A 25675-nucleotide genomic window follows, 5' to 3' on the forward strand; every position below is an offset into this window, starting at 1 on the left:
CGAAATAGCTGATTTAAAAATTGAAGAATGCATTTAATTTTATAATGAGGAATCGATCAAAAAATGCACAACCTTTCTCAATATTGTATTGAGAAAAAGTTGTGCATTTTATTCTTTTTATCCTTCATTTCTCTTCTCTTCATTCAGCTTTTTAATATCTGTAATTAACTGTACCATCTCTTCTTTCGCATCAGGATACGTCTCATTCCAATGCTTCACTAAAGCCGGCATCGTCTTTGCTATGTAAGAATACAATGCCCACTTCTGCACCTGTTCTTTTCTCTCTTCATTGCTTTCTCCAAGTAATAGTTCCGTGTATTTCTCTAACAACCCATCAAATTGTTCGTTAAACTTTTCACTCATCTTATCTACCTCCTATATGAAAAAAGCAGCGAAAATCGCTGCTTTTCTTTATAATTTTGATCGAACAGAGTGTAATTTCTTCTCCATTGTGCTTACTTTATCACGACGATCATCGATACGAATTGTTGTCGCAACGCGCTGCGCACCTTTCGTATATGGAACTTCATGCATTTGTTGAATTACTTCTAGAATGACAGGAAGATCTCCTTCAATAATTGTATTCATTGGTGTTAATTGATATTTCACGCGATCTGCATTTTTCTCTAGCACCTTTTGTACTTCTGCTACATATTCACTCACACTTGGATTACCTGTTCCTACTGGAATAATCGATACGTCAACAATTGCCATAGTAGTCTTCCTCCTATAATTGCTTCTTATATATCCATTGTCTATTTTACCGAAATACTCATCATTTTACTAATTTGTTATTCCCCTATTTTAAACTGCTCAACTAATCTTTCTAAGTCCCTCATATGCTCCGTCAAACTTTCCATCGTATGAGCTACCTTTTCTAAATGATTCACTTGAGATTCGGTTGCGGCATTTACCTCTTCCGAAACAGCTGCGCTTTCTTGACTCGTACTAGCAATTGTATGCATGACCGCTGTAATTTCTCCTTGCTCGTAACCGATGTTATGTACCTCTGCTACAATTTGTTCCACTGACGTACTAATCGTATTTACAACTGACATAATTGTGCGGAATTCTGTTTCTGCCTCTGTCGTAACTTTATTTTGTATATCCGCAATATCTTTCAATTGACTTACAACTTCTACAACTCGTCTTACCTCTACTTGTACATCACCGATCATCGTTGCAATTTCTACTGTTGCATCTTTTGATTGTTCCGCTAATTTTCGAACTTCTTCAGCGACAACAGCAAAACCTTTACCTTGTTCACCTGCACGCGCTGCCTCAATTGAAGCATTTAAAGCAAGTAAGTTCGTTTGATCCGAAATACTTTTTATAAGCTCTACAACATTTTGAATCGATCCAACTCTTTGCTCTAACTTTCCGGATGCTTCTTCTGTATGAACAACAATCGAAGATGATTGGCCCCTTGTCCGAACTAAATTACGCATCGTATTTAATCCTTGCTTAGATGCCTCTTCAGCTTTGCCAGCCACTCCTTTTATTTCACCAACGGAGTGATTCATTTGTTCCACTGACTGCGCCATATTCTCGAGCTGCTCTGAAACTTCATCTACACTATTAGCAAGAGTAGACGCCCCTCCACTCACATCATCCATTGCACCTGACACTTCTCTACTAGCGGCTACAGTTTCATTCGTTAAATAATGTAGATTATTCGTTGATTGTTGCACTGTTGATACACTATTTTTAATTTTGCTTACCATTTCATTCATTTGCTCAACCATATGATTAAAATGGTTCGTCAGCTCTCCAACTTCATCCTTACTTGTCACTTTCATTTGCAACGTTAAATCACCTTCTGCCACTTTTTGAACGTGATTCGTTAATAGTTGCAATGGTCTTGCTAATCTTCTTGAGAACAAGTATGAGGCTACAATTCCAACTAATAAGCTAATACATGCCATTATAAGGACTGTATTTCTTGTACTATTTAATAGTCCATCAATCGTGTCCTTCGGATAAACAATCCCAATTTTCCATTTCATCTTATCAAACAGTTGACTATAGGCTACTACATCGTTCCCCCCTAATGTCGTCACTGCAAATTTTGTTTCATCTTTATTTAAACTTTTTACAAGTGATTCTTTTGAAACATCTTTTCCTACTTGCCCTGGATATACAATAGCAATATTTTTATCATTTACGATAAACATTTCTCCGCCATTATTATATTGAATATTATGGAGTAGCTTTTGGATTGTTCCTAGTGATACATCCATTGCTACTACCCCTAATACAGAACCATCCTGTCCGACAATAGCTTTTGAAACTCCAATACTTAACTTACCTGTCGCGATTTCATATTGGGGTTGTCCCCAAATAATAGATTTTGTATCAGATTCTGATGCTTTATACCACTGACGACTTGTTGGATCATACCCTTCCGGTAATTTCCCTCCGTCAGCGAGATTTGCACTCAACGTTTTTTTATCTTTCGTTCCAATGTATACATCTAAAATATCCGGATGATTATTTTTAAATCTTAAAAATTCTTTTAAAATAAAACTTTCCTCTTCCGGAGTCACTCCATCTTGTAACATGTTTTGAATATCATCATGACTTCCATAATGACCCATATCTTCTTCAATTCGCTGCATAAATGCAGTTAACTGCTCTGTCACAAGATCCATCGTATTTTGAGAATACTGGTCTAAGGAGCGCACTTCCTTCTCTTTCTGTAATTGATACATAGCTGTACCTAATATTACGAACATCATAGAAATAAGCACCGAAAATACTACCGCAATTTTTAAACGTAAACTTCTCAACATCTTCCCCAAAACATCTCCTTCTCGTTGTATCACAATCACATTAATCAATATATTAAGTATAATGGATAAAATTAAAAAATTGAAATTAATTCTCAACTCAATCGCATTAGAAAACCTACTACCACTTGTGTAAAAACAAATAGTTCATTATCCTTAAAATATATAATCTCATTCGTTCGGAGGTAACTATGTTACAAAAATTCGGTTTCTCACAATATGAAAGCCAAGCTTATGAAGTTGTCGTATCAAGCAACGAACCACTAGATGCTACAACGATTGTGAAGCACTCTGGTGTTCCAAAAGCAAAAATATATGAAGTGCTAGCACGCCTAATCGATAAAGGAATGGTAATGGATTCTGTTTCAGAAAAGAAAAAGCTGTATACAGCATTACCACTCAAGCTAGCAATTGAAAAATTAACGACAGAATTTCAATCAAATATTAAAGAATTAGAAACAAATATATCGAAAAAATCATTTACAGATGACCGTGTATGGAGCTTAAAAATGCAATCTTCTATTCGAGTTCAAAGTAAAGAACTCATCGAAAGTGCAAAAGAATCAATTCGCATTTCAGCTTGGAATGATACTCTGTTAGAATACCTCCCTTCACTAGAAGAAAAAGCAAAACAAGGCGTCAAACTCGAGTCCCTTATAGTTGGAAAAGTAGAAACAGATTTAGAAAACATGCATTTTCTAATCCCAACTGAAGAGCCTAACGCATTAGAACGCTACTTGTTGCTCATCGTTGACGACCGTGAAATTTTATTTGCTGGAGTAGAGCAAGATTCCTGGCAAGCAATGAAAACAATGTCGCAACCTTTCGTAAAGTTCTTTACAGAATTTTTCTATCACGACGTTGCACTTGCAAAAATTACAGAAAAGCATCTGGATCTCTTTATGCAAGATGAGGAAATTAAGAGTTTGTTGAGGAAATTGAGATACTAAAAAAACGCCTCTATTACAAGGCGTTTTTTTCTACATTTCTTTTCTATTTTTCATCCTTAACACATAAGCACCAGCAATAATAAAACCAATTCCTAAAACGAATAAAACCGTAAATTCATTGCCAACGCCGCCAGTAGCTGGTAAACGCACTTCATTATGAGTATTAGGTTGTTGCATTGTCTTCACATCAGCGGAGGGTTTCACTTCTCCACTCGGTGTTGGCTTATTTGGCTTAGAAGGAAGTGATGTCTTTTCTTCTTTCTTATTTTTCACAATATGTTTAATAATTTCTCCATCCTCTTTGATTTCAAATGCGAATGTCTCTTCATTTATTACATAGCCCTTCGGCGCTATTGTTTCTTTATACGTGTACTTTCCGTATAGTAGTTTAAATTTCGCTACACCTTTTTCATCCGTTTTCCCTTTTACTACCTCTTTCCCTTGTTCGTTGTAGATTGTAAACTCTGCATTTGGTAGTTTCGTATTTCCATCCGCTATATCTACTTTCGTTATTTCTAATTCACCTTCTACTTTCTTATCTTGAACGATATGTTTAATAATTTCTCCATCCTCTTTGATTTCAAATGCGAATGTCTCTTCATTTATTACATAGCCCTTCGGCGCTATTGTTTCTTTATACGTGTACTTTCCGTATGGTAGTTTAAATTTCGCTACACCTTTTTCATCCGTTTTCCCTTTTACTACCTCTTTCCCTTGTTCGTTGTAGATTGTAAACTCTGCATTTGGCAGTTTCATATTTCCATCCGCTATATCTACTTTCGTTATTTCTAATTCACCTTCTACTTTCTTATCTTGAACGATATGTTTAATAATTTCTCCATCCTCTTTGATTTCAAATGCGAATGTCTCTTCATTTATTACATAGCCCTTCGGCGCTATCGTTTCTTTATACGTGTACTTTCCGTATGGTAGTTTAAATTTCGCTACACCTTTTTCATCCGTTTTCCCTTTTACTACTTCTTTCCCTTGTTCGTTGTAGATTGTAAACTCTGCATTTGGCAGTTTCGTATTCCCATCCGCTATATCTACTTTCGTTATTTCTAATTCACCTTTTATATTTTCATTTTCCCACTCCAATAGAGCAGTTTCACCAGTTTTCACTTCAATTTTTTTAACACTTCCGTCTAACACATATCCAGCTGGCGCTTGAATTTCTTTGACACTATATATACCGATTGAAAGATTCCCTAGCTCCGCAATCCCTTTATCATTAGTAGTAACATTTTGTTTAAAGGTTTCATTAGAAACTTCAAACACAGCCCCTTTTAATAATTCCTTTTTTTCTCCTAATTTCATAATCTTTAAAGAGCCTACTGATTCCCAATTTACAACTAAATCTGTACTGATTTTCTCACTATTTCTTTGTAACAATACTGTTGTATTTTGAACTTTTTCCGATCCTTTAAAAGCTATTGCTTGTAAATTTGTTAAAGTAGACTTCACTTTCATTTTAAAATTACCACTACTCGTATCTTTCGGGATTAAAATTTTGAATTTTTCATCAATTGATAATGTACTTTTCTCTTCTCCATTTTCATTTACAATTCGAAGCCCTTTAGGAGCGTTTTCAGGAAGAATTGTATAAGAGCCAGAAACCGCATTTGTTTGCACTGCATAAAATCCTGTTTCTAAATAATCACCTTTTTGTGTAGCAGTTTGTGGATTTACAGGATTAACTTTAAAGAATACATCTTGTGATCCAGTTTCTTTTTTTGAATCCTCTACTAAACGCTTCATAAGATTATGTACTCGTTCATTCTTTGCAACTAAATCTTCTACCGTTAATTCATTTGCTGCAATCCATACCGCTAATTGTGTAGCATAATGCGCTTCTTCCGTTGTCGCTACACCTAATTCAGATGGACTTTTTTGAGGATATCCATTTAATAAAACACGATATACGGCATCAGATGTTTTCCCCATTTCAGGCAAATCATCTCCATTTGGAGAACGCAAATCAGGTGTTAAACAATACGCAATATTACCCGAAGCCGTTTTAATTATTTCTGTCTTTATTTCACGATGTTTCGAATTACTATAACTCCAATCCATTTTATATGTTTCTCTGTTCATTACTTCTGCCTTTACTTGTGGCATTGCAATTCCTAATAAAATAATAAGAGCACTTAAAAAACTAAACCATTTCCCTACCATCTTTCGTTTCATTCTCTCCACCACCATATATAAATTTCTACATGAAGCAATCTTACTGTTTCATTGTACTTATAGTGAAAAAAAGAGAATAGGTGGTTTTTTTGTAGTATCTTGTCGAATTGTTGAGAAAGTTTCAAAGTAATAAGCAACATTACAATTGTTTGTTCTCCTGCTACTATTGACAAATGAATGTTACATATTTAAAATTTTTAAAAATAATAAAAAGGCACTTTATAAGTGCCTTTTTACTTACCAGAAACAAATTTCAAACGAATACATGTTACTTATCTTTTTCTTTTATCTCTATCAACAGCTCAATAATTTTCTCATTTTGCTCCACTTGTTTCTCGGAATTTTGATAGATGAAACGAACCCATCTAAGTGCAAGAATAATAAGGAACAACGGGAGCATTGAAATTAGAAAACCAATAATCGAAAAATTCGTATACATATACATCACCTCGCTACATACAAATTCTCCATTCCCCTACTAAAACCTTCCATTTTTTACAAATAAAAAGAACCTATCAAACGATAGATTCTTCCTTTGCTAACTGAGCAGAACGTCCTCTCGTAATAGAGAAAATCGCACAAAGCAGCGCTAATATAATAAAGCCACCGCCTACCCAAGCATTATATATAACAGATGATTTCTCAATAACAACTCCGCCTACTGTTGAACCGAGCGCAATTCCTAAGTGAAGTGCAGAGTTATTTAAACTTTGCTGAATACCAGCTGATTCTGGTGCAATTTCAATTAAATAATTTTGTTGTGCTGGCGAAATAGCCCAGCTCAGCATACTCCAAAGTCCCATCATAATAATGAAGAGCGGGAATGAGAATGTCATCATTGGCAACATAAAGATTGCACATGCAAATACGATAATGATAGAAATAATACTTTTCTTCGATCCCCATTTATCAGCAAGCAAGCCCCCAAGGCCGCCTCCAAGTACCGCTGCAATTCCGAAAATGAAGTAAAATACACTAATCCAATTCGCTTCCACATGCATCACATCTTTTAAAAATGGTGTTAAATATGCATATAGTGTTAAATGACCCGTTAAAAATAAAAATGATGTTAACTGTGCACTGACAATTTTTTTATCTTTTAACGTAGCAATTTGTTCTCTTATTGATAATACCGATGTCGGTGGTACTTTCGTTAAGAATAATGAAATACAAGCAATTGCTATAACTGTTAAGATTGAAATGAGTACAAATGGTGCACGCCATCCATATGCATTTCCTAGTACGAGGCCAAGCGGTACTCCCAGTACAAGTGACCCACTAATCCCCATAAAAATGATTCCAATTGCACGCGCACGAAAATGTGGTTCTACTACGCTAGAAGCAAGTGTTACTGACAGTGCAATAATAAGCGAACCACTCCCCGCGCACACAACCCTTGAGAACATTAGCATCCCGTAATTCACACTACATGCCGAAATAATATTTCCGATTAAGAAAATTGATAATGCTCCAATATACAATTTCTTTCTTTCAAACTTCCCTGTTAACGCTAATAAAACCGGACCTGATAAAGCAAATACTACTGAAAATATTGTTATAAGCTGACCAGCTGCACTAATAGATACTCCTAAATCGTTGGCAACTAGATCGAGCGTTCCTCCTATAATTAGCTCAACCGTTCCGACTACAAAAGCCGCGATAGCTAAAATATACACACGAAAATTCAAGTCTTTCCCCACGCTTTCTATTTTGGTTACTACGACTATAGTAACCAAAATAGAAATTGAACACAAGTACAATTTTTTTACAATAAAAAAACAGGCGTATGATACGCCTGTTTTCTAATTATTAAACAATAGTTTTGTTCTTCTTATTTAAATACCAATATACCGGAAGCCCAGTAAAAACAATTCCAATTGATAAGAAACAACTTACCGGATCATTGATAATTGCACTACCGATTACAAAGAGTGAACCGAGAATCGCAACGATTGGTACGATTGGGAATAACGGTACACTGTATGCACGCTCTTTATTCTTATTACGTTTTCTTAAAATGAAGACACCAATAAACGTCATTACGTAAAAAATATAAATAATGAATACGGAAATCTCAGATAGCTTATTCGGATCACTAATAATCATTAAAATAATTCCTAAAATGATTTCAACAGTAATCGCATTTGCTGGTGTTTTAAATCTTGGGCTTTCCTTTGCAATAAACTTAGCAAATGGAAGTTGTCCACGTTCTGCCATCGACATCGGAATACGTGGGAACGTTAAAATCTTTCCATTTAAACAACCGAAAATAGAAACGATAATACCGATACTAATAATTTTCCCGCCATATTCTCCAAGTAGCATGCCTGCAGCTGTTGCTGTTGCATTTTCTCCAAGGTCTACAATTTTTGCTGCTGGTAATACATTTAATAATGCCAAGTTAATTAATACATAAGCAGCTGTTACAATTAAAATCCCAACTGTCATCGCTTTCGGTAATAACTTTGTTGGATTCTTCATTTCTCCGCCAATCGAAGCAAGCAAAATCCAGCCATCATAAGCAAATAACGTTGCTAAAATTGCCATCCCGATACTTTGATTTTCTGATATCGGCACAACTACGTTAAAGATATCGCTATTTCCTTTCCAAAAACCTAGCACGACAATTAATACAATCGGAATCATTTTCCCGATTGTCGTAACTGTTTGGACGATACCTCCGTATTTTGTTCCCATACTATTTACAACGCCAAGGAACACAACTGTTCCAATTGCGATTGGTAAATTCCATACTTTATCTAAATAGAAGAAGTTAATCATTAAAGAACTAAAGTACAACCCTAATGTTCCAATAATAGCTGGTCCATAAACAATTGTTTGCATCCAGCCTGATAAATATCCCCAAAAACTTCCGTAAATCTCCTCTAAATACGTATACAACCCACCATTTTTCGGGATTTGCGCTCCAATTTCAGCTACTGTTAAACCACTTGCTAGCGTCAACAGACCACCAATTACCCAAGCAAGAATGGCCATATTAGAACTCCCCGAGTAATCTAATACGCTCCCTGGTTTCATAAACACACCAGATCCAATAATCGTTCCTACTACGATAGAAAGTGCTACCGTTAAACCAATTTTGTTCTTCTCATCATGATGCATGCTGCGTATCCTCCTTCCAATCCTAGTGTGATGCAAAAATGAAATAAAAAAACACTCCTCCCTAAAAAAGGGACGAGTGTTATATTCGTGGTTCCACCCTTGTTTCAATTCGTAAAGTAACACACTTCACCAATTTCTCAAGTCTAAATAACGGTTTTTGCCGGCAAGCAATTACTAGGTATCCGTTCACTGCTGCAGTTCAGAGGTGGTAATCCATTTTTCCGTATTAGGAAGCTCACAGCCAAAGGCCTCCCTCTCTGAGAATCGTAAAAAATTGATCATATCCTCATCATCACTTCTTGATGTCGAATTTTGTAGTTATTGTTCATTATATTGAATTGTTAGAAAAAATCAATACATTTTTTTATATAACATATGAAATATTCCTCTTCTTATATTATAACAGAAGTTACAGCACTTCTCTAATTCCCTAGTATCTTTGGAACAGTGTAGTGGTAAAAAATTATATGAGCGATTTTTCAAATATATCGACCACAACTCAAATTATATCAGCGATTTTCGAAATATATCGATTTACCAACAAAAAACGACAATAAGTAAAAGGAGACTTTCTAAAAAAAGTCCCCTCACATACATACCTTCCGGTTGCCCACACGAAAGATACGACTTCATTTAATTATTTAAAAACTTGTGATGCGGAAGATCCACATTCAATTCCTCTAATTGTTTCTTTTCATTCTCTAAAATCGCTTTTGCTTTTGTTTTTGTTGCCTCATCTAATCCCGTAAAGATGTCTTCATGTTTCTCTTTCTTTGGAAATTTCACACCTAGCTTTGTTAATTCTTCTTTTGCTTGTTCATGCGTTAACTTTCCGGACTTTTCTTGTTCAAAAATAGACTTTGCTTTTTCCTTTGTCGCTTCATCTAAATTAGCAAACATATCCCCATGCTTACCCTTTTCCGGGAACTTCACGCCTAACTTTGTTAATTCCTCTTTTGCTTGTTCATGTGTGAGTTTGCCGGATTTCTCTTGCTCTAAAATTGGCTTCACTTTTTCTTTCGTTGCTTCATCTAAGTCAGCGAGCATATCTTTACGCTTACCCTCCGGCATTTTCACGCCTAACTTTGTTAATTCCTCTTTTGCTTGTTCACGTGTGAGTTTCCCGGATTTCTCTTGCTCTACAATTGATTTCGCTTTTTCTTTTGTTACTTCGTCTAACCCTGCAAACATGTCTCCATGCTTACCCTTCTCTGGCATTTTCACCCCTAACTTTGTTAATTCCTCTTGCGCTTGTTCACGTGTTAATTTTCCGGATTTCTCCTGCTCTAAAATCGACTTCGCTTTTTCTTTTGTTGCTTCATCTAAATTAGCAAACATGTCTTTACGTTTTTCCTTCTCTGGAAGCTTTACACCTAGCTCCGTCAACTGTTTCTTTGTATCGTCCATAATCGTTTTTACTTTTTGTTTTGTAGCATCATCTAAATCTTTTTTCGCCGTTTTTGTCGCTTGCTCAGGTGCTGGAGTATTCGTTGCCGCGAATGCCGGAATACCGACTCCTCCAATGATTCCGAATGATAAAGCACCTGCAATCGCTAAATACCCAACTGTTTTCTTCTTCATAGGAAATTTCCTCCTTCATATTTCTAAAGCCTGTACACTTTCGTATACAATGCCTATAGTAATGTCGGTTTCTTAACATTTCCTTAACGACTTAACAAGAAACACCGCTCGTGATGAGCGGTGTTTCTCTATGCTTTTTGTAATTGTAATTCTTCACGTTCCATTATTCTTCTTAATACAATTGTTTGTGTCATTGTAAATAAATTACCTGTTATCCAGTACAACACAAGTCCTGATGGCGCCGCAAATCCCATAAATAGAATCATTGCTGGCATCATAATTTGTTGCATTTTCATCATCTGTACTTGTTCTCCAGGTGTAACGTTAGATTGGAAAACTTTCATCTGAATAAATGTCGTTAACGCTGCGATAATCGGTAATATATGATAAGGATCTGCATGTCCTAAGTTCACCCATAAAAATGAAGATGTGCGAATCTCTTCTGTTCGGCTAATCGCATAATACAAAGCAGAGAAAATCGGCATTTGTATTAATAATGGCCAGCAACCAGCAAGTGGATTCCAACCGCCTGACTTCATTAGTTCTGACATTTCTTTTTGATACTGCTTTTGTTTTTCTAGATCTTTACTTACATCACCGTGTTTTTTCTTTAGCTTCTGTAATTCAGGTTGCATTTTTTTCATTTTCGCTTGGCTACGATATTGCGAAACAGCTAATGGAATCATTGCTGAACGAATAACGAGCGTAATAATAATGATAGCAATCCCGAAGCTAGCTCCCGGTATATGATGAGCAACAAATTGAATCATATACGAGATTGGATATACGAAATAGTGATCCCAAATTCCCGTACTATGTGCATCAATTGGGGCCGCATTACTGCAACCAGATAAAACAAAAACAAGTAATAATGATAAACTAACGAGCACAGCTCGGTATGATTTTAACATGTTCATTCCTCCAATGTTTCGTAATTATTTAGCGAAACATTGGTGTATACGGACCGACCTCGTCATTCTCTTCACTTGATTCTTGTCTGCGTACAGAACGAATCATTCCATATTTATAAAAAATCGAAAATAGCGATACATTCCCCACACTATCTTCACACGTATCAACTAATGCAAAAGCTCTTTGTCTACCGCTCGATGCTTGCTGACGCACAAAGCGAGAAACGTTAGCAAGGAAGAAAACTTCTAATAAACAAAGTGCTGTCGTTACAAACGATATATATAGAATTGCATCCTGCAATAAAAATTCCATCGCTTCACATCCTTAATAAGGTCATTTTAGCACATTCGGTAAACATTCTCTATTTCCTTTTATCGTCAAAAAAAGTATTTTGCATATTTTCTCAAGAAAACAATAATTAAGAAACATTGTATTCGCTTTCTTTAGTATATTCACACACATCAATGAATAGGCTTGATTTATTAGAAATTTATAAAATTTTTGCATTATAATAAAACTATTGCCAGTTTTTGAAAAAACCTTTATTCTCTTCTTGTAATCAAAAATGAATATGGAGATGAAACATACTATGGGTCAACTAGGAGACGCCGATTACGTTCCCGACACCGCCTTTTTATCCTTCCCAGCAGCTAAAACATTTCACTTAGAATTTATCATACAGTTGGTTGTTATTTTCATAGCTTCTATTTTGTATGCAATTTCTATGAATATGTTCTTTATCCCGCATAACATGATTAGCGGTGGATTCGCTGGTGTAGGGATGATTATCGGTTATTTAATGCACTACAATATCGGTGCACTTATCTTTTTACTAAACATTCCTCTTCTTATTTTAAGTCACTTTTACTTAGGCAAGAAGACAACCTTTTTAACAGCGTACTTTGTAGCTGTATCATCGTTAGCGATGAACATTATCCCTGTACACCAAGTTTCAGACGATATTTTACTGTCCTCTGTATTCGGCGGTGTAATCTGCGGAGCAGCCTCAGGAATCATATTCCGATTTGCTTCTTCAACAGGTGGATTTGATGTTGTTGGATTAATTGTAGCGAAATATCGCGATGTTTCAATTGGAGCAATCATCTTCGGATTCAACTTAATCTTACTTGTTGTAGCAGGATTCATTTTCGGATGGGATATTACACTGTATACGTTAATCAGTCGATTTGTAGTCAGCAAAGTTATCGATGCTGTACATACAAAACACATTAAATTAACGATAATGACAATTACTGAAAAAGGCGAGGAAATAAAAAGCGCCCTACTACATCACGGCATACGTGGCGTGACAATGGTAGATGCTGTCGGCGGCTATACAAACCATAAGAAAAAAATGATTTACACTGTCGTGACTCGCTATGAGTTAGGCGAAATGAAACGTATTATCCGTCAAGTGGATAACAGAGCATTCATGAACATTACTGAAACAGTTGAAATTGTCGGCCGTTTCAAACGCATATAAAAAAGGGTACTACATTAAAGGCACAACATATTAGTCATATATAATATGTTGTGCCTTTTGTTATTCAACTAACGCACCCTTTAGCATAATAAAATCACGAAGTTTATTACTACAAATCGGAGGATAGCATTCCATATATAAAACTATCTGTCCACTCATTTTTATTCCAAAAATCTTGTATGAAATGGGCTTCCTTTCTCATGCCTATTCGTTCACACAATTTTTGTGAAGCTATATTACGCGCATCAAGATTAGCTTGTATACGATGTACATTACATTCATTAAATAATTTAAATACCAAACTACTTACTGCTTCAGTTGCCAAACCTCTCCCAGCTACTTCATTTGAAAAACTATAACCAATCTCAACAGTATCTTTCATATTTGTGTACCATACGGATAAATCACCAACTACTTTAGTCTTGTATATAACTGCCAAACTTAATATTGATTCTTTAGTAAGTACATTGTTTGTTAGCTTCTTATTAAATCTCTCCTGCATATCTTCATGAGTCCACTTATTATGTAATAGGAACTTACATGTATCATCATTATTATAGATAGCAAATACATCCTGTAAATCAGTACTCTTAAAAGGTCTAATTATTAATCTTTCTGTTGTGATCTCCAAGTTATCTCTCCTCCCTTACATTCATGCTACAAAACATGTTTATAGTATTAAATCCCCTTCTTCTATTTCATCACAATAAATTAAAATCCTTCTTCCACTAAACTGCACCGTTAATGGGAATTCCTTGCCCTTTTTATTTTTTACACTTATTACAAAATCAGATAATTCTATTATTGTGACTCTAAATGTGTTATAATGAAAGCAGACTCACAAAAAAAGAGTATATAGACTTGGAAGTTTCTCTTATTTTACAAGCAAAAAGAAACGAGCAGTCGGGTATATTTCAGACACCATACACGTAACGGTTTAAAAAACCGATCACTCTTCAATGATCTTTTTTATAAAAAGATACGTACAACTAAAACTCACTTCAATATACTATACCTACCTTTTTGACTTCCAAATCATCTTATTACATAAGGAGATGAACATATGAATCAATATATACGATATACAATAGCTGTCCTGTTTGCTATTATCGGCGGAACAATCTGCTTCTGGACAAACACTCAGCTTGGAGAGAATATCATTTTTAATGGAATCGAAACACTTGTAAGCGCTTCAATTTTAGGCGGATACATTTTCTTCCTCTTCAATCCAGAAGAAAATGCGCAAAAAACAATGCTACTAACAATGATTGGAATCGTTGGCGGATGTATTTCCTACTCAATGACTAACTATACATTACCACTTCAATTAAGCTCAGCTTTCTTCCACGGTCTATGGACTTGGTTCATTGCATTCTGCCTAGCAGACGTATTCAACCTATTACAAGACAATGAAGAAGAAAACGGTCGCCAAATTGAAAGTAACTCGTAAGCTGGAAGATATTCTTCCAGCTTTTTTAGATTGGTTTGCATACCCCAGCTAGTATTCGTCGGAATATATCAACGATTTTTCAAATATATCGACGATTTCTCCACTTATATCAACGATTTTTTTATTATATCGACGATTCGACACAACATATCGACATTCAAAGCTGACAACATACCCCACCACCACAATAAAAAGAAGCTACCTTCACGGCAACTTCTTTTCCATATACCCCATCCGGTACTTACCAGAATATATCAACGATTCTCCAAATATATCGGCGATTTCTCCACTTATATCAACGATTTTTTCATTATATCGACGATTCGACATAGGATATCGACTTACCAACACCCTTCGACACTCAAACCGTACAACATACCCTATCCCCCAAGCAATTTACTGCCGAACTCTACGATTAAAAAGATAACTAATAGGATCGCGAGTATCTTTAATGCTACATATGCTACTTTAAAAACAGCATAAATGAGCAGGACTATTAAAATAATCGTTAAAATTTCCATCTAGAATTCCTCCAAGCTTTGCTCTTCTTATCTTATTTTACTCGCCTCAGACTTTTTATGGAACGGCATAAAACGACATAAAAAAGAGAGGATACCTTACCCATCGTAAGATACCCTCTCTTTCAGCTGCTCAAACCATTCTCTCTCTAATTGTAAATATCCCAGTTCATTCTTTTCAGCACTCTTCAATTCTTTATCGGCTTTCTTCATATACATACGTGAAGCTTCTAGATCATTCTCTGCATATGTAACAATTGCTTGTGTACGATAGTACCCATGTAAATCCACCTTTGTAATGACCTTCCCATGTTTCTTCACTTCTTCCAAAGAAAGACTGTCCATCTCATAAAGAGCCTTATATAAAAGATACCAACTATGAAAACTACTAACGAAATATTTATTTTCTTTCGTTACAGGGAGTTTCACAATTTGTTCTACATACGGTATCGCTTTTTCCATTCCTTCTCGATCAGCACGGGCTAAAAGGACAAGCATAAGTCCACTCATTATATCTCTTATACTTTTATTCTCTTTTAATTTTTCCACACTAAGTTCTACTAATCTCTCGTCCCAATCTTTCGGCCTCTTACAACTAAATAACTCACTCGATACTTGAATGTTATATAAATGCTGCTTCGCCTTTTCATCACCTTTAATTAAAATGAGGAATTGCATACCATCACTCAAAAACGTTCCTTTTATCGGTACGATTGTAGCTGCAAAAATTGTAAAGTGTAACACGGCGAAATATAAAAGATATTGATAATAACTCACCATGTATATGTAACCTGAAGTAACACCAAATAGTAAACTTGTAATCGGTCCACCTAAAGTCATCCACGCCCATTTTTTTGAAAGGTTCGGTGTCTCTATAGAGGACGGCACTAACATTACGACGCCTCCAAAGTACATCCACAATTTATTTTCTCGAATGCGTACTTTCCCCTTCTCTTTTTGAAAAGTAATCGGCCCTACTGTCATAAATTTAAAATTCAAACCACCTATTAAACCAAATACTACATGTCCTAGCTCATGAATAGCTAGCACTAATAAAAAAATTCCAAATAATATCCATATATCCAACATTACTTCTAATTTCTCAGTTCGAATTACTACGTATAAAATGGACAGAACTAATGCCGCCGTCATAGAACCAGCTGGCCTTCTTAAAATATCCACCTTTTTCTCCCCTTAATAAATCATTTTTCTCTGCATTTCGTACATGAATTTTCCGATATGTAATATCCAAATAAACGAGATTAAACCAAGCAACACGAAATTGATATCACTAACTGCTGTATATATAACGGCAGCCCACCACACATATGCCAATACTTTATTCGTAAATTCATACGCTTTATACCCAGCTTCATGCACAATATGCTTTAATCCTTCATCTGCGTTTTTCTTCCACATCTCCATCGATTCCATATACGTTACACCTTGTTCAGGGTAAAGCTTGTTATAACGATTCCTCGCCATGATCCCAATGATCACTATAATAATCGTAAAAGCAGTAGCAGCTACCATGTTCCAAATTGCGAAGGAAACATTTGCATCATGCATGAATGCACGTCTACATGTAATAACTGCATATACAAACCAGGCCTGCGTAACTATATCACCTATACGTAAATACATAATTACAATCCCTAATTTTCTACCTTGTACACTCTCTTCTTCATCACGTGCCTCCGCTAGCATACGTGTATTCTTCCAAGTGTAATACATCATTATCATTCCAAAAAGAGTACATACACCTATTAATATATTGGGTGATAATTTTCTCGGTTCATCCGAGAGTAAATCTAAAGCTATATAAGATGCAAAAAAGCCACCTACCATACTTAATATGAGTTTGCAAAAACTAATAAATTGTTCTCCCAGTTTACTCTTCATCATCCTCTTCCCCCTCCACTAACTCAAATATTTCCTCCACCGGTACATTGAAAATTTGTGCAATTTTTAGCGATAATACAATAGATGGTGCATAATCCCCGCGCTCAATTAAACTAATCGTTTGTCTTGATGATCCAATTGCTTTCCCCAAATCCCCTTGTGATAAACGATGCTTTGCTCGCAATTCCCTCACTCGATTTTGAAGCTTCATGTCTTCCCTCTTTTTCATTTATTTAATTTAAATTGTAAATAATACCCTTATTTTTGTCAATTATAATTGTCATTACGACTATGATAATTGACAAAAATAAAGATATATTATGATAGAAATAACCTATATAATGAATGTGAAATATTAAACAAAGGAGGTTCCATATGAAGAAAACATCTACCTTTTCTTACATTCTTACTAAGCTCACAGCAACTTTCTTGTTATTATTACTTATTAGTGCACTTCTCTTAACAACCAGTCAACCAACACTATATAGTTTCTTAACTGGATTACGAGAACTACTATATATTCCCTTTGTTCCTATTCTTGCGGTATATGCAATTTTTTGTTCTATTTGCATCGATAATTTGAGCTTACACACTTACACACGACCGAAGACATTATGCCTTTATATTTTTTGCGGTTATTTATTTTTTCTTCCATTCCTAATATTTAAAGAAGCAAGTCCAATACAGTTCTTGTTTCTCGGATCAATTGGAGCAGTGTGTTCTCTTTTTTTCTACTTATGTACAGTTATAGCAACAAAATTTAAGTGGATACAATATGTCGTGCCAGGCATTATGCTTATTATATTTATCACAATCAACTTTATCGATTTAGAAAAGGTTGAAACATCAAAAGAACAATGGGTCGAAACAAAAACAGATAACTCTTTTGAAGCATCTTTTCAACATTTTAGTGGTAAACATAAAGTCCCCATTGAACTAAAACGAGGAGATATATTAGAATTCACCATTGAATCACGAGCTGAAAATAAGGATGGCTACATGGGAGACGTAAAAATGGCTAGTGAATTTCAAGAGGAAGAAAATTATTTAGCTTCAGTCGGCCCGAATACGTATCATTTCGCCGCAATTAAGACCGGAACTTATTACATTATAGTTAGCGGAAACCAATTAAAAGGAAAATTAAAAATAAACTGGAACATAAAATAAAAAAGGCAGTGCGTCTGCACTGCCTTTCAAAATTTTGACATAGAATGGATTTCATATTAACTTGCGTTTTGTAAAAATACTCGTTTTAACTGTTTGCGGAAACGAACTCCTAACGTAATTGCTACAATTACAATTACTCCAAAAATGATTTTACCGATGTGACCTTCTAGCGCTCCAAAAATATCATGTAAGTTTCCACCTAACCAGTAACCACCGATTAAGAAGAATGATACCCAAAATAGAGCGCCTGAGTAGATTGTAATCGCAAAGCGGCGGAATGGTAAGTTAATAATTCCTGCAAAATATCCTGTAAAATGGCGTACACCAGGAATAAAGAAACCGATAAAAATCAGGAAGTATCCATACTTATCAAACCACATTCTTGTTAAGTCGATTTTTCTTTGTGTTAAAAATACGTATTTCCCATACTTTTGAACAAAGGGCATACCTAATTTATTTCCTAAAAAGTATTGAATCGTCATTCCTACACTTGTCCCAATAAAGGATAGGATAATTAAAATCGGTAAACTTAAATCACCCTTATGTGCTAAAAATCCCGCATACGCTAACGTTGGCTCTCCCGGAAACGGAAGTGCAATATATTCTAACAGCAAACCAACAAGTACAACATAGTACCCGTATTGCTGAAATAATTCATGAATCCATTCCATGTCATCTCTCCTTTCAATCACGTGCAACTTCTTACTAATATTGTATAAAAAAATTGTCGAAATAACTATCACAATAGCTTACATTTTTATTACATTTTTGTAAGGCTCTCACTAAAATTTTCTGTTCATTATTTGTTGCTATCCATTATCTTTTTAAAATGAGCTAACAACTATATATCACACAAAACAAGGGGATAAATATGCAATTTTTATCCAGTTTTTAACACTTTAAAATCACCTTATTTTGTTCTCAATAAAAAACCACCACAAACTCATGCTAACTTCATATTAGCTTCATATACGTATTGTAAGATTATATCGGAATTTGTTGAAAAATTTAAATACTATATTACCTAAACATTAAATTGAATAAATATAAGTCGCTGTTTAAACATGAAAAAAAGGGAGAATAGGAATGGAAGCTTATAAAATGCATGACTTTATTAATACGAATGTTGAATCTCACCAAAATGAAACCGTTTTTAATTTACACATATGTGAAACAAACGAGTTTGACGTAAGTTTAACAAAGTCTACAACACTGTCTTTTATCGTTTCAAAAAAGAACATTAAGATTGTTACGAAAAAATGGATTAATTCAAATCAAGAAAGCATGATTGGCAAAAGCTACATCATTCCAACGAAAGCTTTTCACTACTTCTTACCAATTATTTCTGAAACTGAAGATGAATTAAATATTCAAGTTCAAAGTTTTGGACTACATGGTGAACTTTTACTAAATGAAAGATTACTTATTGATAAAAACAACAAACACAATAACAAAATTACTACCTTCTTTGAAACATTAGATGAGAATGTAAATAAAGTATTACGAGGATTGCAAATTCATTGTATGTAAGACTACTACAATATTAAAAAGGAGAATATAATGAAAAAGCTATTATTAAGTGCACTATTATCATTAGGATTTTTAACTATTCCATTCACAAATGCTGAGGCAGCTACAACGAAAGACCAACTGATTGTAAACACGCAGTTAAATAAAATGGATTATTATCAAAACGGAAAATTCATAAGAAGTTTTACTGTCGCTACTGGAAAAGCAGCTACTCCTACACCTAAAGGTACTTTTCAAATCGTAAATAAAATTAAAAATCGTCCTTATTACACAGGCAAAATTAAAGGCGGCGATCCACGCAATCCACTTGGTGACCGTTGGCTCGGACTAAACATGGCTGGAACTTACGGAACAACTTATGCGATTCATGGTACGAACAATAACCAGGCAATTGGTAAGTGGACAACACTAGGTTGTATTCGTATGTATAACAATGATATACACTGGTTATTTGAGCGTATTCCCCAGCAGGCTACTGTCACTGTAAAATAACCTAACAACACGATTTACGTGTAGCCAAGAATTTTATGTCTTGGCTTATTTTATTTCTTTATTTACAGTAGCAAAACAACTGTATTTACATATATAATGGGAATAGATTGTGTCAAATAACATTAAAACATTGATAAACATGGATATTAAAATTATACAGTTATAATATTTTATAAATTTTACAATACATACTATAATAGAACTACTGTAATTCTGAAATATTCAGTTTCGCTAAACAACTCCCCTTGCTACTTTTATGATTATTTTATAGCGGGGGCTTATTATATGTATAAACAATCTGAGTCATTCAAAAATGATGAATTCGAATATTGCAGTGAAAAGCGTTATTTAGGAGGTGTTACTATGACGCATATACTGGTGATTGAAGACAACCCAGATATACAAGAGCTAATTCGTGAATTTCTAATGGCTCAAAACTTTACCGTTGATGTCGTTGGCGCTGGAACAGAAGGTATACTTCTTTTCCAAAAAAATTCATACGATCTTGTCCTCCTTGATGTGATGTTACCAGATATAGATGGCTATAGTATTTGTAAAATTATGCGAGGACAATCTGATGTACCGATCATTATGTTAACAGGCTTACATAATGAGGAAAGTGAAATTAAAGGATTTGAATTAGGTATTGATGACTATATTACGAAACCGTTCCATTACACCGTATTTATTAAACGTGTAGAAGCTGTATTAAGAAGAGCAGCAACGAAGGAAGCAGAAGCTGCAACTATACTACAATTCCATGAATTGATGTTAAATTCTACAGCATATGCCGCTTATGTTCATGGTAATCAAATTGAATTGACAACAAAAGAATTTGAAATTATTTATACTTTACTGCAAAATCGGGGAAAAGTATTATCAAGAAGTGATTTGTTGAATAAGGTATGGGGCTATGAACATTATGGTGATGTAAGAGTTATAGATACACATATTAAGAACTTACGAAAAAAATTAGGAATTCCTTATATTAAAACGGTGAAAGGCATTGGCTACAAAATCGAATCGTAGCACAGACAACATCACCAAAAATATTTTCATCAAAACCTTATTATTTTGTATTCTTTTATCTCTTTGTCTTTATCAAATGATTTACTTCCTAGCTTCAAACTATGATAAAGAACGTTTTGCAAAAGAAAATGGAGCGCAATCTACAGAACAAGCGGATTCAAATAAACAAAACGACCAAAGTAAAACGAATCAAAATAAAGCTGTATCACAGGGAGACATTTTTAATTTCCAATCTTCGGTTATAGATTATAAATCACTCTCTACAGCTATCAATCACCTTTTGCAGCCTAGCCAAACTGCAAAAGCAAAAGAACATACACAAAATATCACGGGGAAAGATAGCACTTCTGCTCCACTTACAGAAATGGAAAAGCAAGTCGCTACTAATAATGATGCCTTACATAAACAAAATGCAGCAAGTAAAACAAATGATGCACAAGATAATCCAAAATTAACAGATGTACTGCAGCAATTAGCTCCACATATCGGCGCGACAATGCTTGCATTATCTCTGCTCGGATCTTTAATTTATGCAAAACTAATTGCTAAACCTTTTCAATATATGAGTGATGCTTTAAAAGACATTATGAATCTTGATTTCTCAGATAAAAAACTACTTAACAAAAATACAGATCAAACAGATTTTAATTTACAAGTAGCTGCTTCACAGGTCCCAAATATAGTGAAGAATTTACATGCGAGCAATCAAGATTTAAAAAATGAACTCAAAAAGGAACAACAATTAGAACAATCTCGTAAAGAATTTATGTCTATGGTTTCCCATGAATTAAAAACACCAATCGCAGCCGTTATGGGGCAACTAGATGGCATGATTCACGGAATTGGAGCTTATAAAGATAGAGATAAATATTTAAAACGTTCCTATGAAATGATGCAAGACATTAACATATTAACGGAAAAAATGTCGGAATTATCCAAAATACAAAACCCTCAATTTAAACCTGATTTAAAAGTTATCTCATTGACTAATATTATTGAGGATGTTATGAAGAAAGTAGATTATTTCGTATCTGTAAAGCAATTAAATGTTCAATCTAACATTAAACAAGATGTACAAGTTTTAGCTGATCCTAAATTTATTCAAACTGCCATTTTTAACATTATTTCAAATGCAATTCATTATACAATTGACCATCAGCATGTATATATAAAGCTTTATGAAAAACCAAACGGTTACGCATTAGAAGTATTAAATACAGGTTCACAAATAGATGAGGATAAACTTGCCCATTTATTTGAACCATTCTATCGCGCAAATCCTGACAAACATGGCTTAGTACAAGGTAGTGGTCTTGGGTTATATATTGTAAAACAAATACTAGATAAACATCAATTTCCTTATGGTATACAAAACACACCTCAAGGTGTAAAATGTTCTATTGTATTCCCAAAAGCAATGTAAAACCTACTACAATTTCATACCCCAAATTCATACTTGGTATGAGTGGCGGAATTTTGTAGAGTATATGACTCTGTTTCGTTCGCCCGTTATCCTTATTTGGATAGCGGGCGTTTTTTATTATGTAAAAGGAGGATTTTCATGGAGAAATTTAAGTACTCATTACTCGTTTTATTCGGAGCTTGTAGCTACGGCATACTTTCAACTATTTTCAAACTCGGATTCATTGATGGATTTTCAGCACATGAACTATTAGGGGGACAATATGTCTTCGGATGGATCGGGCTTCTTCTGCTCGTTCTTTTCGCTTCACGTCATAAAGTAACAAAAAAGCAATTCTTTTCCTTACTAACAGTCGGCACAACGATGAGTATGACTGGTATCTTCTACGCTATCTCTGTAGAAGAACTACCAGCATCTATCGCTGTCGTCCTACTTTTCCAGTTCACATGGATTGGTGTAGTCATTGAAGCAATTGCAAACCGAACATTTCCAAGCCGTGAGAAAATTATATCTATCATTATTTTATTTACTGGTACATTGTTTGCAGGCGGTGTCTTTGAAGGTCTCGGACAAAGCTTTTCCACAAAAGGTATTATCTTTGGTCTGTTAGCCGCTGTCTCTTTTTCATTCTATGTGTTTGCAAGTGGGCGTGTGGCTACAGAAGTAGCGCCTTATACGAAAAGCTTCCTTATGACAACAAGCGCTACTCTTATCGTATGCCTATTCTTCCCGCCCAACTTCTTAACAGACGGTTCCTTGCAAGCTGGTCTTTGGAAATACGCTTTCTTCCTCGGATTGTTTGGCGTTGTCGTACCTGTCATTTGTTTTTCAATTGGCGTACCGAAAGTTGGAACAGGACTTAGTACAATACTAGGAGCAGCTGAATTACCAACGGCCATTATCGCTTCTATTACACTTGTACATGAAGTCGTAACCTTCATGCAGTGGATTGGGATACTCTTTATACTCCTTGGAATTTTTACTCCTCAGCTCCTTGCAGCTAGGAAAGCAAAGAAACATAGTAGCGTGCATAGTGCGTAACAAAAGACCTTTCATTTATTTGAAAGGTCTTTTTCTCTATCTCACTTTACTGCTCCATACAGCTTTTCTATCTCATGCTCAATTTGTTTTACATCAATTCGTTCAAATAGCGGCTGCACACTATCAATTCTATTCGGCAACGTATGTTGAGGCTCCCAATTTCGGTTCACAATCGATAATGTGTTTCTAACTCTCTCACTTGAAAATGGTAAAAACGGTTCAAGGAGATTTGCAAAATTAGCGATAAGATACACACAGTTATAAATCGTCTCTTCGCATGAAACTGGATCATCTTCTCTTTGTTTCCAAGGCTGCCTCTCATCAAAGTATTTATTTGCAAAACGTACTGCATCAAATATTGTTTCTAGCGCCACCTTAAAAGTAGTCTGCTCAATCGCTTCTCCTACACCTTTATATAATCCTTCTACTTTATCTTTCAGTTCTCCATCAATACTTCCCTTCGGCACAATACCACCATAATACTTTTCAATAAACTTTAATATCCGGTTCACAAAGTTCCCGTATGCACCTAGCAATTCACTATTATGACTATAAATGAATTCACGCCACGAAAAATCAGTATCACGATTTTCTGGTGCGTTTACTGTTAAAAAGTAACGAATAGAATCTGGATTGTAGCGTTCTAATATGTCAGGCACCCATACTGCCCAGTTTTTACTTGTAGATAACTTTCTTTTTTCAACTGTTAAATATTCATTCGAAACGATATGACGAGGAATTGCTCCCTCTCCTATTCCAAGCAATACCGCTGGCCAAATGATGGAATGAAACGGAATATTATCCTTTCCATGTACATAATATGTTTTCGCTTCTTTATCCCAAAACTCTTGATCATCTTTCCCTGTTTCTTCAGCCCAATGTTTACTCGCTGAATAATATCCTGTCACTGCTTCAATCCATACGTAAATTTTCTTATCTTCATACCCTTCTACTGGAATTGGTACCCCGATTGGTAAATCACGTGATACGGCCCTATCTAGTAATCCTTCCTTTACATATCTCTCTGTTAGTTGAATCGCATTGTCGCGCCATGATTCTTTTTGTTTTGCGATTTCTACCGCCCTTTTAATTTGCTCCTGAAATGTATGCAATGCGAAATAGAAATGCTCTGTTTCCTGTACAGATGGCGTGCTACCACATAACTTACATTTCTTTTCTAACAAATCGAGTGGATCTAAAATAGCTGAACACGCATCGCATTGGTCTCCTCTTGCTGCTTCATGACAATGTGGACAAAGGCCTTCTACGTAACGATCAGGTAAAAACTGCGTACACGTTTCACAATACGCTTGTTCCACTGTTTTTTTATAAATATAGTCTTCTTCCAATAAACGTAAAAAGACATTTTGAACCGTTTCATGATGGTGCTGACTATCTGTACGTGTATAGCAATCATAAGTAAAACCAAGGCTACGAAAACATCGCTGGAACTCTTCATGATACTTATCAGCAATTTCCTTCGCCGTCACACCTTCTTGTTTTGCCCGAATCGCAATTGGTGTTCCATTACAATCACTTCCCGAAACATACAACACATTCTCACCTTTTGCTCGGTAATAACGTGCTAAAATATCTCCCGGTAACAAACTCGCAATATGGCCCAGGTGTAACGAACCATTTGCATATGGCCAAGCGCCTCCAATAAAAATACTCATCTTACATTCCTCCTTTTAAATATAAAAAGCCCCGCCCCTATCTTAAAAAAGATAAGGGCGGGGCTGTATAAACAGTCGCGGTACCACCTTATTTCGCCAATTACTCACATAATTAGCCTTAACAAGTACGGAGCTATATGCTCTTATACTGTGGTTTTGATAACGAGTACCAACTCTCGTCGTCGCCTACTATTATCATTTCATAAGTTCAGGACGAAGCTCAAAGGCCATTGTTCAAATGAATATTCTTGCTTCTTCTCAGCTACCGAAGCTCTCTGGACAGAATGATTTCATTCTACTTTTCCTTTTCAACGCTTTTATATATAACACGTATTTTACGACTTAATCACAGAAAAATCAAACTTTTATTCAAAAAGAAAAGGAAATCCCATCCTCTCATAGAATACCTATACGTTCACGAA

Annotated in this window: 26 protein-coding genes, 1 pseudogene and 2 other annotated features; of the genes and pseudogenes, 9 read left to right on the plus strand and 18 right to left on the minus strand. The window is 35.2% G+C overall.

From position 1 onward, the window contains the following. Positions 1-117: 117 nt before the first annotated feature. The 4 genes and pseudogenes from AC3WTI_RS26725 to AC3WTI_RS26740 form a co-directional block, all read right to left on the minus strand. On the minus strand, positions 118-363 hold the full coding sequence (locus tag AC3WTI_RS26725; protein WP_087959386.1) for a YusU family protein: 246 nt from the start codon (positions 361-363) through the stop codon (positions 118-120). 48 nt (positions 364-411) lie between these two features. Next, entirely contained in the window at positions 412-714 is a 303-nt protein-coding gene (locus AC3WTI_RS26730; RefSeq protein WP_097841499.1) for an MTH1187 family thiamine-binding protein, read from the minus strand. A gap of 77 nt (positions 715-791) precedes the next feature. Beyond that, the gene (locus AC3WTI_RS26735) at positions 792-1799 is read right to left on the minus strand and encodes a methyl-accepting chemotaxis protein (protein WP_370452655.1); all 1008 of its coding nucleotides are present in this window, start codon (positions 1797-1799) and stop codon (positions 792-794) included. Beyond that, positions 1788-2792 (minus strand): annotated as a pseudogene (locus AC3WTI_RS26740) (cache domain-containing protein); the annotation flags it as partial. The gene AC3WTI_RS26735 and the pseudogene AC3WTI_RS26740, both read right to left, overlap by 12 nt. A 188-nt stretch (positions 2793-2980) precedes the next feature. Here AC3WTI_RS26740 and AC3WTI_RS26745 point away from each other — a divergent pair. Further along, positions 2981-3739: a TrmB family transcriptional regulator gene (locus AC3WTI_RS26745; RefSeq protein WP_087959384.1), complete on the plus strand. Its 759-nt coding sequence runs from the start codon at positions 2981-2983 to the stop codon at positions 3737-3739. Positions 3740-3769: 30 nt separating this feature from the next. On the opposite strand, the gene AC3WTI_RS26750 is transcribed toward AC3WTI_RS26745, so the two are convergent. The 7 genes from AC3WTI_RS26750 to AC3WTI_RS26780 form a co-directional block, all read right to left on the minus strand. Then, complete coding sequence (locus AC3WTI_RS26750) at positions 3770-5926, minus strand: SpaA isopeptide-forming pilin-related protein (RefSeq protein ID WP_144488525.1); 2157 nt, start codon at positions 5924-5926, stop codon at positions 3770-3772. 268 nt (positions 5927-6194) lie between these two features. After that, positions 6195-6365 carry a hypothetical protein gene (locus AC3WTI_RS26755; protein WP_087959382.1) on the minus strand — a complete coding sequence of 57 codons (171 nt, stop codon included), beginning with the start codon at positions 6363-6365 and terminating at the stop codon, positions 6195-6197. A 76-nt stretch (positions 6366-6441) separates the two neighbouring features. Further along, a complete protein-coding gene (locus AC3WTI_RS26760) occupies positions 6442-7626 on the minus strand; it encodes an MFS transporter (RefSeq protein ID WP_142286729.1) in 1185 nt (394 codons plus the stop codon). A gap of 109 nt (positions 7627-7735) precedes the next feature. Further along, complete coding sequence (locus AC3WTI_RS26765; RefSeq protein ID WP_087959380.1) at positions 7736-9049, minus strand: APC family permease; 1314 nt, start codon at positions 9047-9049, stop codon at positions 7736-7738. A 65-nt stretch (positions 9050-9114) separates the two neighbouring features. Then, positions 9115-9351 (minus strand) — a binding site (T-box leader). A 331-nt stretch (positions 9352-9682) separates the two neighbouring features. After that, positions 9683-10630, minus strand: coding sequence for a hypothetical protein (locus AC3WTI_RS26770; RefSeq protein WP_097841496.1), 948 nt, complete (start codon positions 10628-10630; stop codon positions 9683-9685). Between the two features lie 128 nt (positions 10631-10758). Beyond that, on the minus strand, positions 10759-11541 hold the full coding sequence (gene yidC / locus AC3WTI_RS26775) for a membrane protein insertase YidC (RefSeq protein WP_087959378.1): 783 nt from the start codon (positions 11539-11541) through the stop codon (positions 10759-10761). A 28-nt stretch (positions 11542-11569) separates the two neighbouring features. Next, positions 11570-11854 carry a hypothetical protein gene (locus AC3WTI_RS26780; protein WP_087959377.1) on the minus strand — a complete coding sequence of 95 codons (285 nt, stop codon included), beginning with the start codon at positions 11852-11854 and terminating at the stop codon, positions 11570-11572. Between the two features lie 277 nt (positions 11855-12131). Between AC3WTI_RS26780 and AC3WTI_RS26785 the strand changes: the two genes are divergently transcribed. Beyond that, positions 12132-13025 carry a YitT family protein gene (locus AC3WTI_RS26785; protein WP_087959376.1) on the plus strand — a complete coding sequence of 298 codons (894 nt, stop codon included), beginning with the start codon at positions 12132-12134 and terminating at the stop codon, positions 13023-13025. A gap of 109 nt (positions 13026-13134) precedes the next feature. Here the strand turns inward: AC3WTI_RS26785 and AC3WTI_RS26790 are convergent, their stop codons facing one another. After that, complete coding sequence (locus AC3WTI_RS26790; protein ID WP_097841495.1) at positions 13135-13656, minus strand: GNAT family N-acetyltransferase; 522 nt, start codon at positions 13654-13656, stop codon at positions 13135-13137. Between the two features lie 432 nt (positions 13657-14088). Here AC3WTI_RS26790 and AC3WTI_RS26795 point away from each other — a divergent pair, with 432 nt between their 5' ends. Beyond that, complete coding sequence (locus tag AC3WTI_RS26795) at positions 14089-14475, plus strand: DUF3938 domain-containing protein (RefSeq protein WP_001077770.1); 387 nt, start codon at positions 14089-14091, stop codon at positions 14473-14475. A 380-nt stretch (positions 14476-14855) separates the two neighbouring features. On the opposite strand, the gene AC3WTI_RS26800 is transcribed toward AC3WTI_RS26795, so the two are convergent. The 4 genes from AC3WTI_RS26800 to AC3WTI_RS26815 form a co-directional block, all read right to left on the minus strand. Then, the gene (locus tag AC3WTI_RS26800) at positions 14856-14996 is read right to left on the minus strand and encodes a DUF3985 family protein (protein WP_000404783.1); all 141 of its coding nucleotides are present in this window, start codon (positions 14994-14996) and stop codon (positions 14856-14858) included. Positions 14997-15092: 96 nt separating this feature from the next. Further along, positions 15093-16145, minus strand: coding sequence for a site-2 protease family protein (locus AC3WTI_RS26805; RefSeq protein WP_253621725.1), 1053 nt, complete (start codon positions 16143-16145; stop codon positions 15093-15095). 42 nt (positions 16146-16187) lie between these two features. Beyond that, the gene (locus AC3WTI_RS26810) at positions 16188-16898 is read right to left on the minus strand and encodes a DUF3169 family protein (RefSeq protein WP_087959372.1); all 711 of its coding nucleotides are present in this window, start codon (positions 16896-16898) and stop codon (positions 16188-16190) included. Continuing rightward, complete coding sequence (locus AC3WTI_RS26815; protein ID WP_048528258.1) at positions 16885-17106, minus strand: helix-turn-helix transcriptional regulator; 222 nt, start codon at positions 17104-17106, stop codon at positions 16885-16887. The genes AC3WTI_RS26810 and AC3WTI_RS26815 overlap by 14 nt, the downstream gene beginning before the upstream one ends. A gap of 164 nt (positions 17107-17270) precedes the next feature. On the opposite strand from AC3WTI_RS26815, the gene AC3WTI_RS26820 reads away from it, so the two are divergent. Beyond that, the gene (locus AC3WTI_RS26820) at positions 17271-18062 is read left to right on the plus strand and encodes a hypothetical protein (RefSeq protein ID WP_144488526.1); all 792 of its coding nucleotides are present in this window, start codon (positions 17271-17273) and stop codon (positions 18060-18062) included. Between the two features lie 56 nt (positions 18063-18118). Here the strand turns inward: AC3WTI_RS26820 and AC3WTI_RS26825 are convergent, their stop codons facing one another. Continuing rightward, entirely contained in the window at positions 18119-18733 is a 615-nt protein-coding gene (locus AC3WTI_RS26825) for a DedA family protein (protein ID WP_087959370.1), read from the minus strand. A gap of 415 nt (positions 18734-19148) precedes the next feature. On the opposite strand from AC3WTI_RS26825, the gene AC3WTI_RS26830 reads away from it, so the two are divergent. The 5 genes from AC3WTI_RS26830 (at position 19149) to AC3WTI_RS26850 (ending at position 23577) form a co-directional block, all read left to right on the plus strand. Next, complete coding sequence (locus AC3WTI_RS26830; RefSeq protein WP_087959369.1) at positions 19149-19592, plus strand: DUF3978 family protein; 444 nt, start codon at positions 19149-19151, stop codon at positions 19590-19592. Between the two features lie 30 nt (positions 19593-19622). Beyond that, the gene (locus tag AC3WTI_RS26835; RefSeq protein WP_087959368.1) at positions 19623-20084 is read left to right on the plus strand and encodes a L,D-transpeptidase; all 462 of its coding nucleotides are present in this window, start codon (positions 19623-19625) and stop codon (positions 20082-20084) included. Between the two features lie 363 nt (positions 20085-20447). Continuing rightward, positions 20448-21113, plus strand: coding sequence for a response regulator transcription factor (locus AC3WTI_RS26840; RefSeq protein ID WP_000148833.1), 666 nt, complete (start codon positions 20448-20450; stop codon positions 21111-21113). Next, positions 21091-22536: a sensor histidine kinase gene (locus AC3WTI_RS26845; protein ID WP_098903983.1), complete on the plus strand. Its 1446-nt coding sequence runs from the start codon at positions 21091-21093 to the stop codon at positions 22534-22536. The genes AC3WTI_RS26840 and AC3WTI_RS26845 overlap by 23 nt, the downstream gene beginning before the upstream one ends. Before the next feature lie 138 nt (positions 22537-22674). Beyond that, entirely contained in the window at positions 22675-23577 is a 903-nt protein-coding gene (locus AC3WTI_RS26850; protein ID WP_144488527.1) for an EamA family transporter, read from the plus strand. Between the two features lie 41 nt (positions 23578-23618). Here the strand turns inward: AC3WTI_RS26850 and metG are convergent, their stop codons facing one another. After that, positions 23619-25253: a methionine--tRNA ligase gene (metG, locus tag AC3WTI_RS26855; RefSeq protein ID WP_253621664.1), complete on the minus strand. Its 1635-nt coding sequence runs from the start codon at positions 25251-25253 to the stop codon at positions 23619-23621. Between the two features lie 50 nt (positions 25254-25303). After that, positions 25304-25574, minus strand: a binding site (T-box leader). Positions 25575-25675: the final 101 nt, after the last annotated feature.

This window comes from Bacillus sp. EB106-02-03-XG38 (assembly GCF_058792175.1).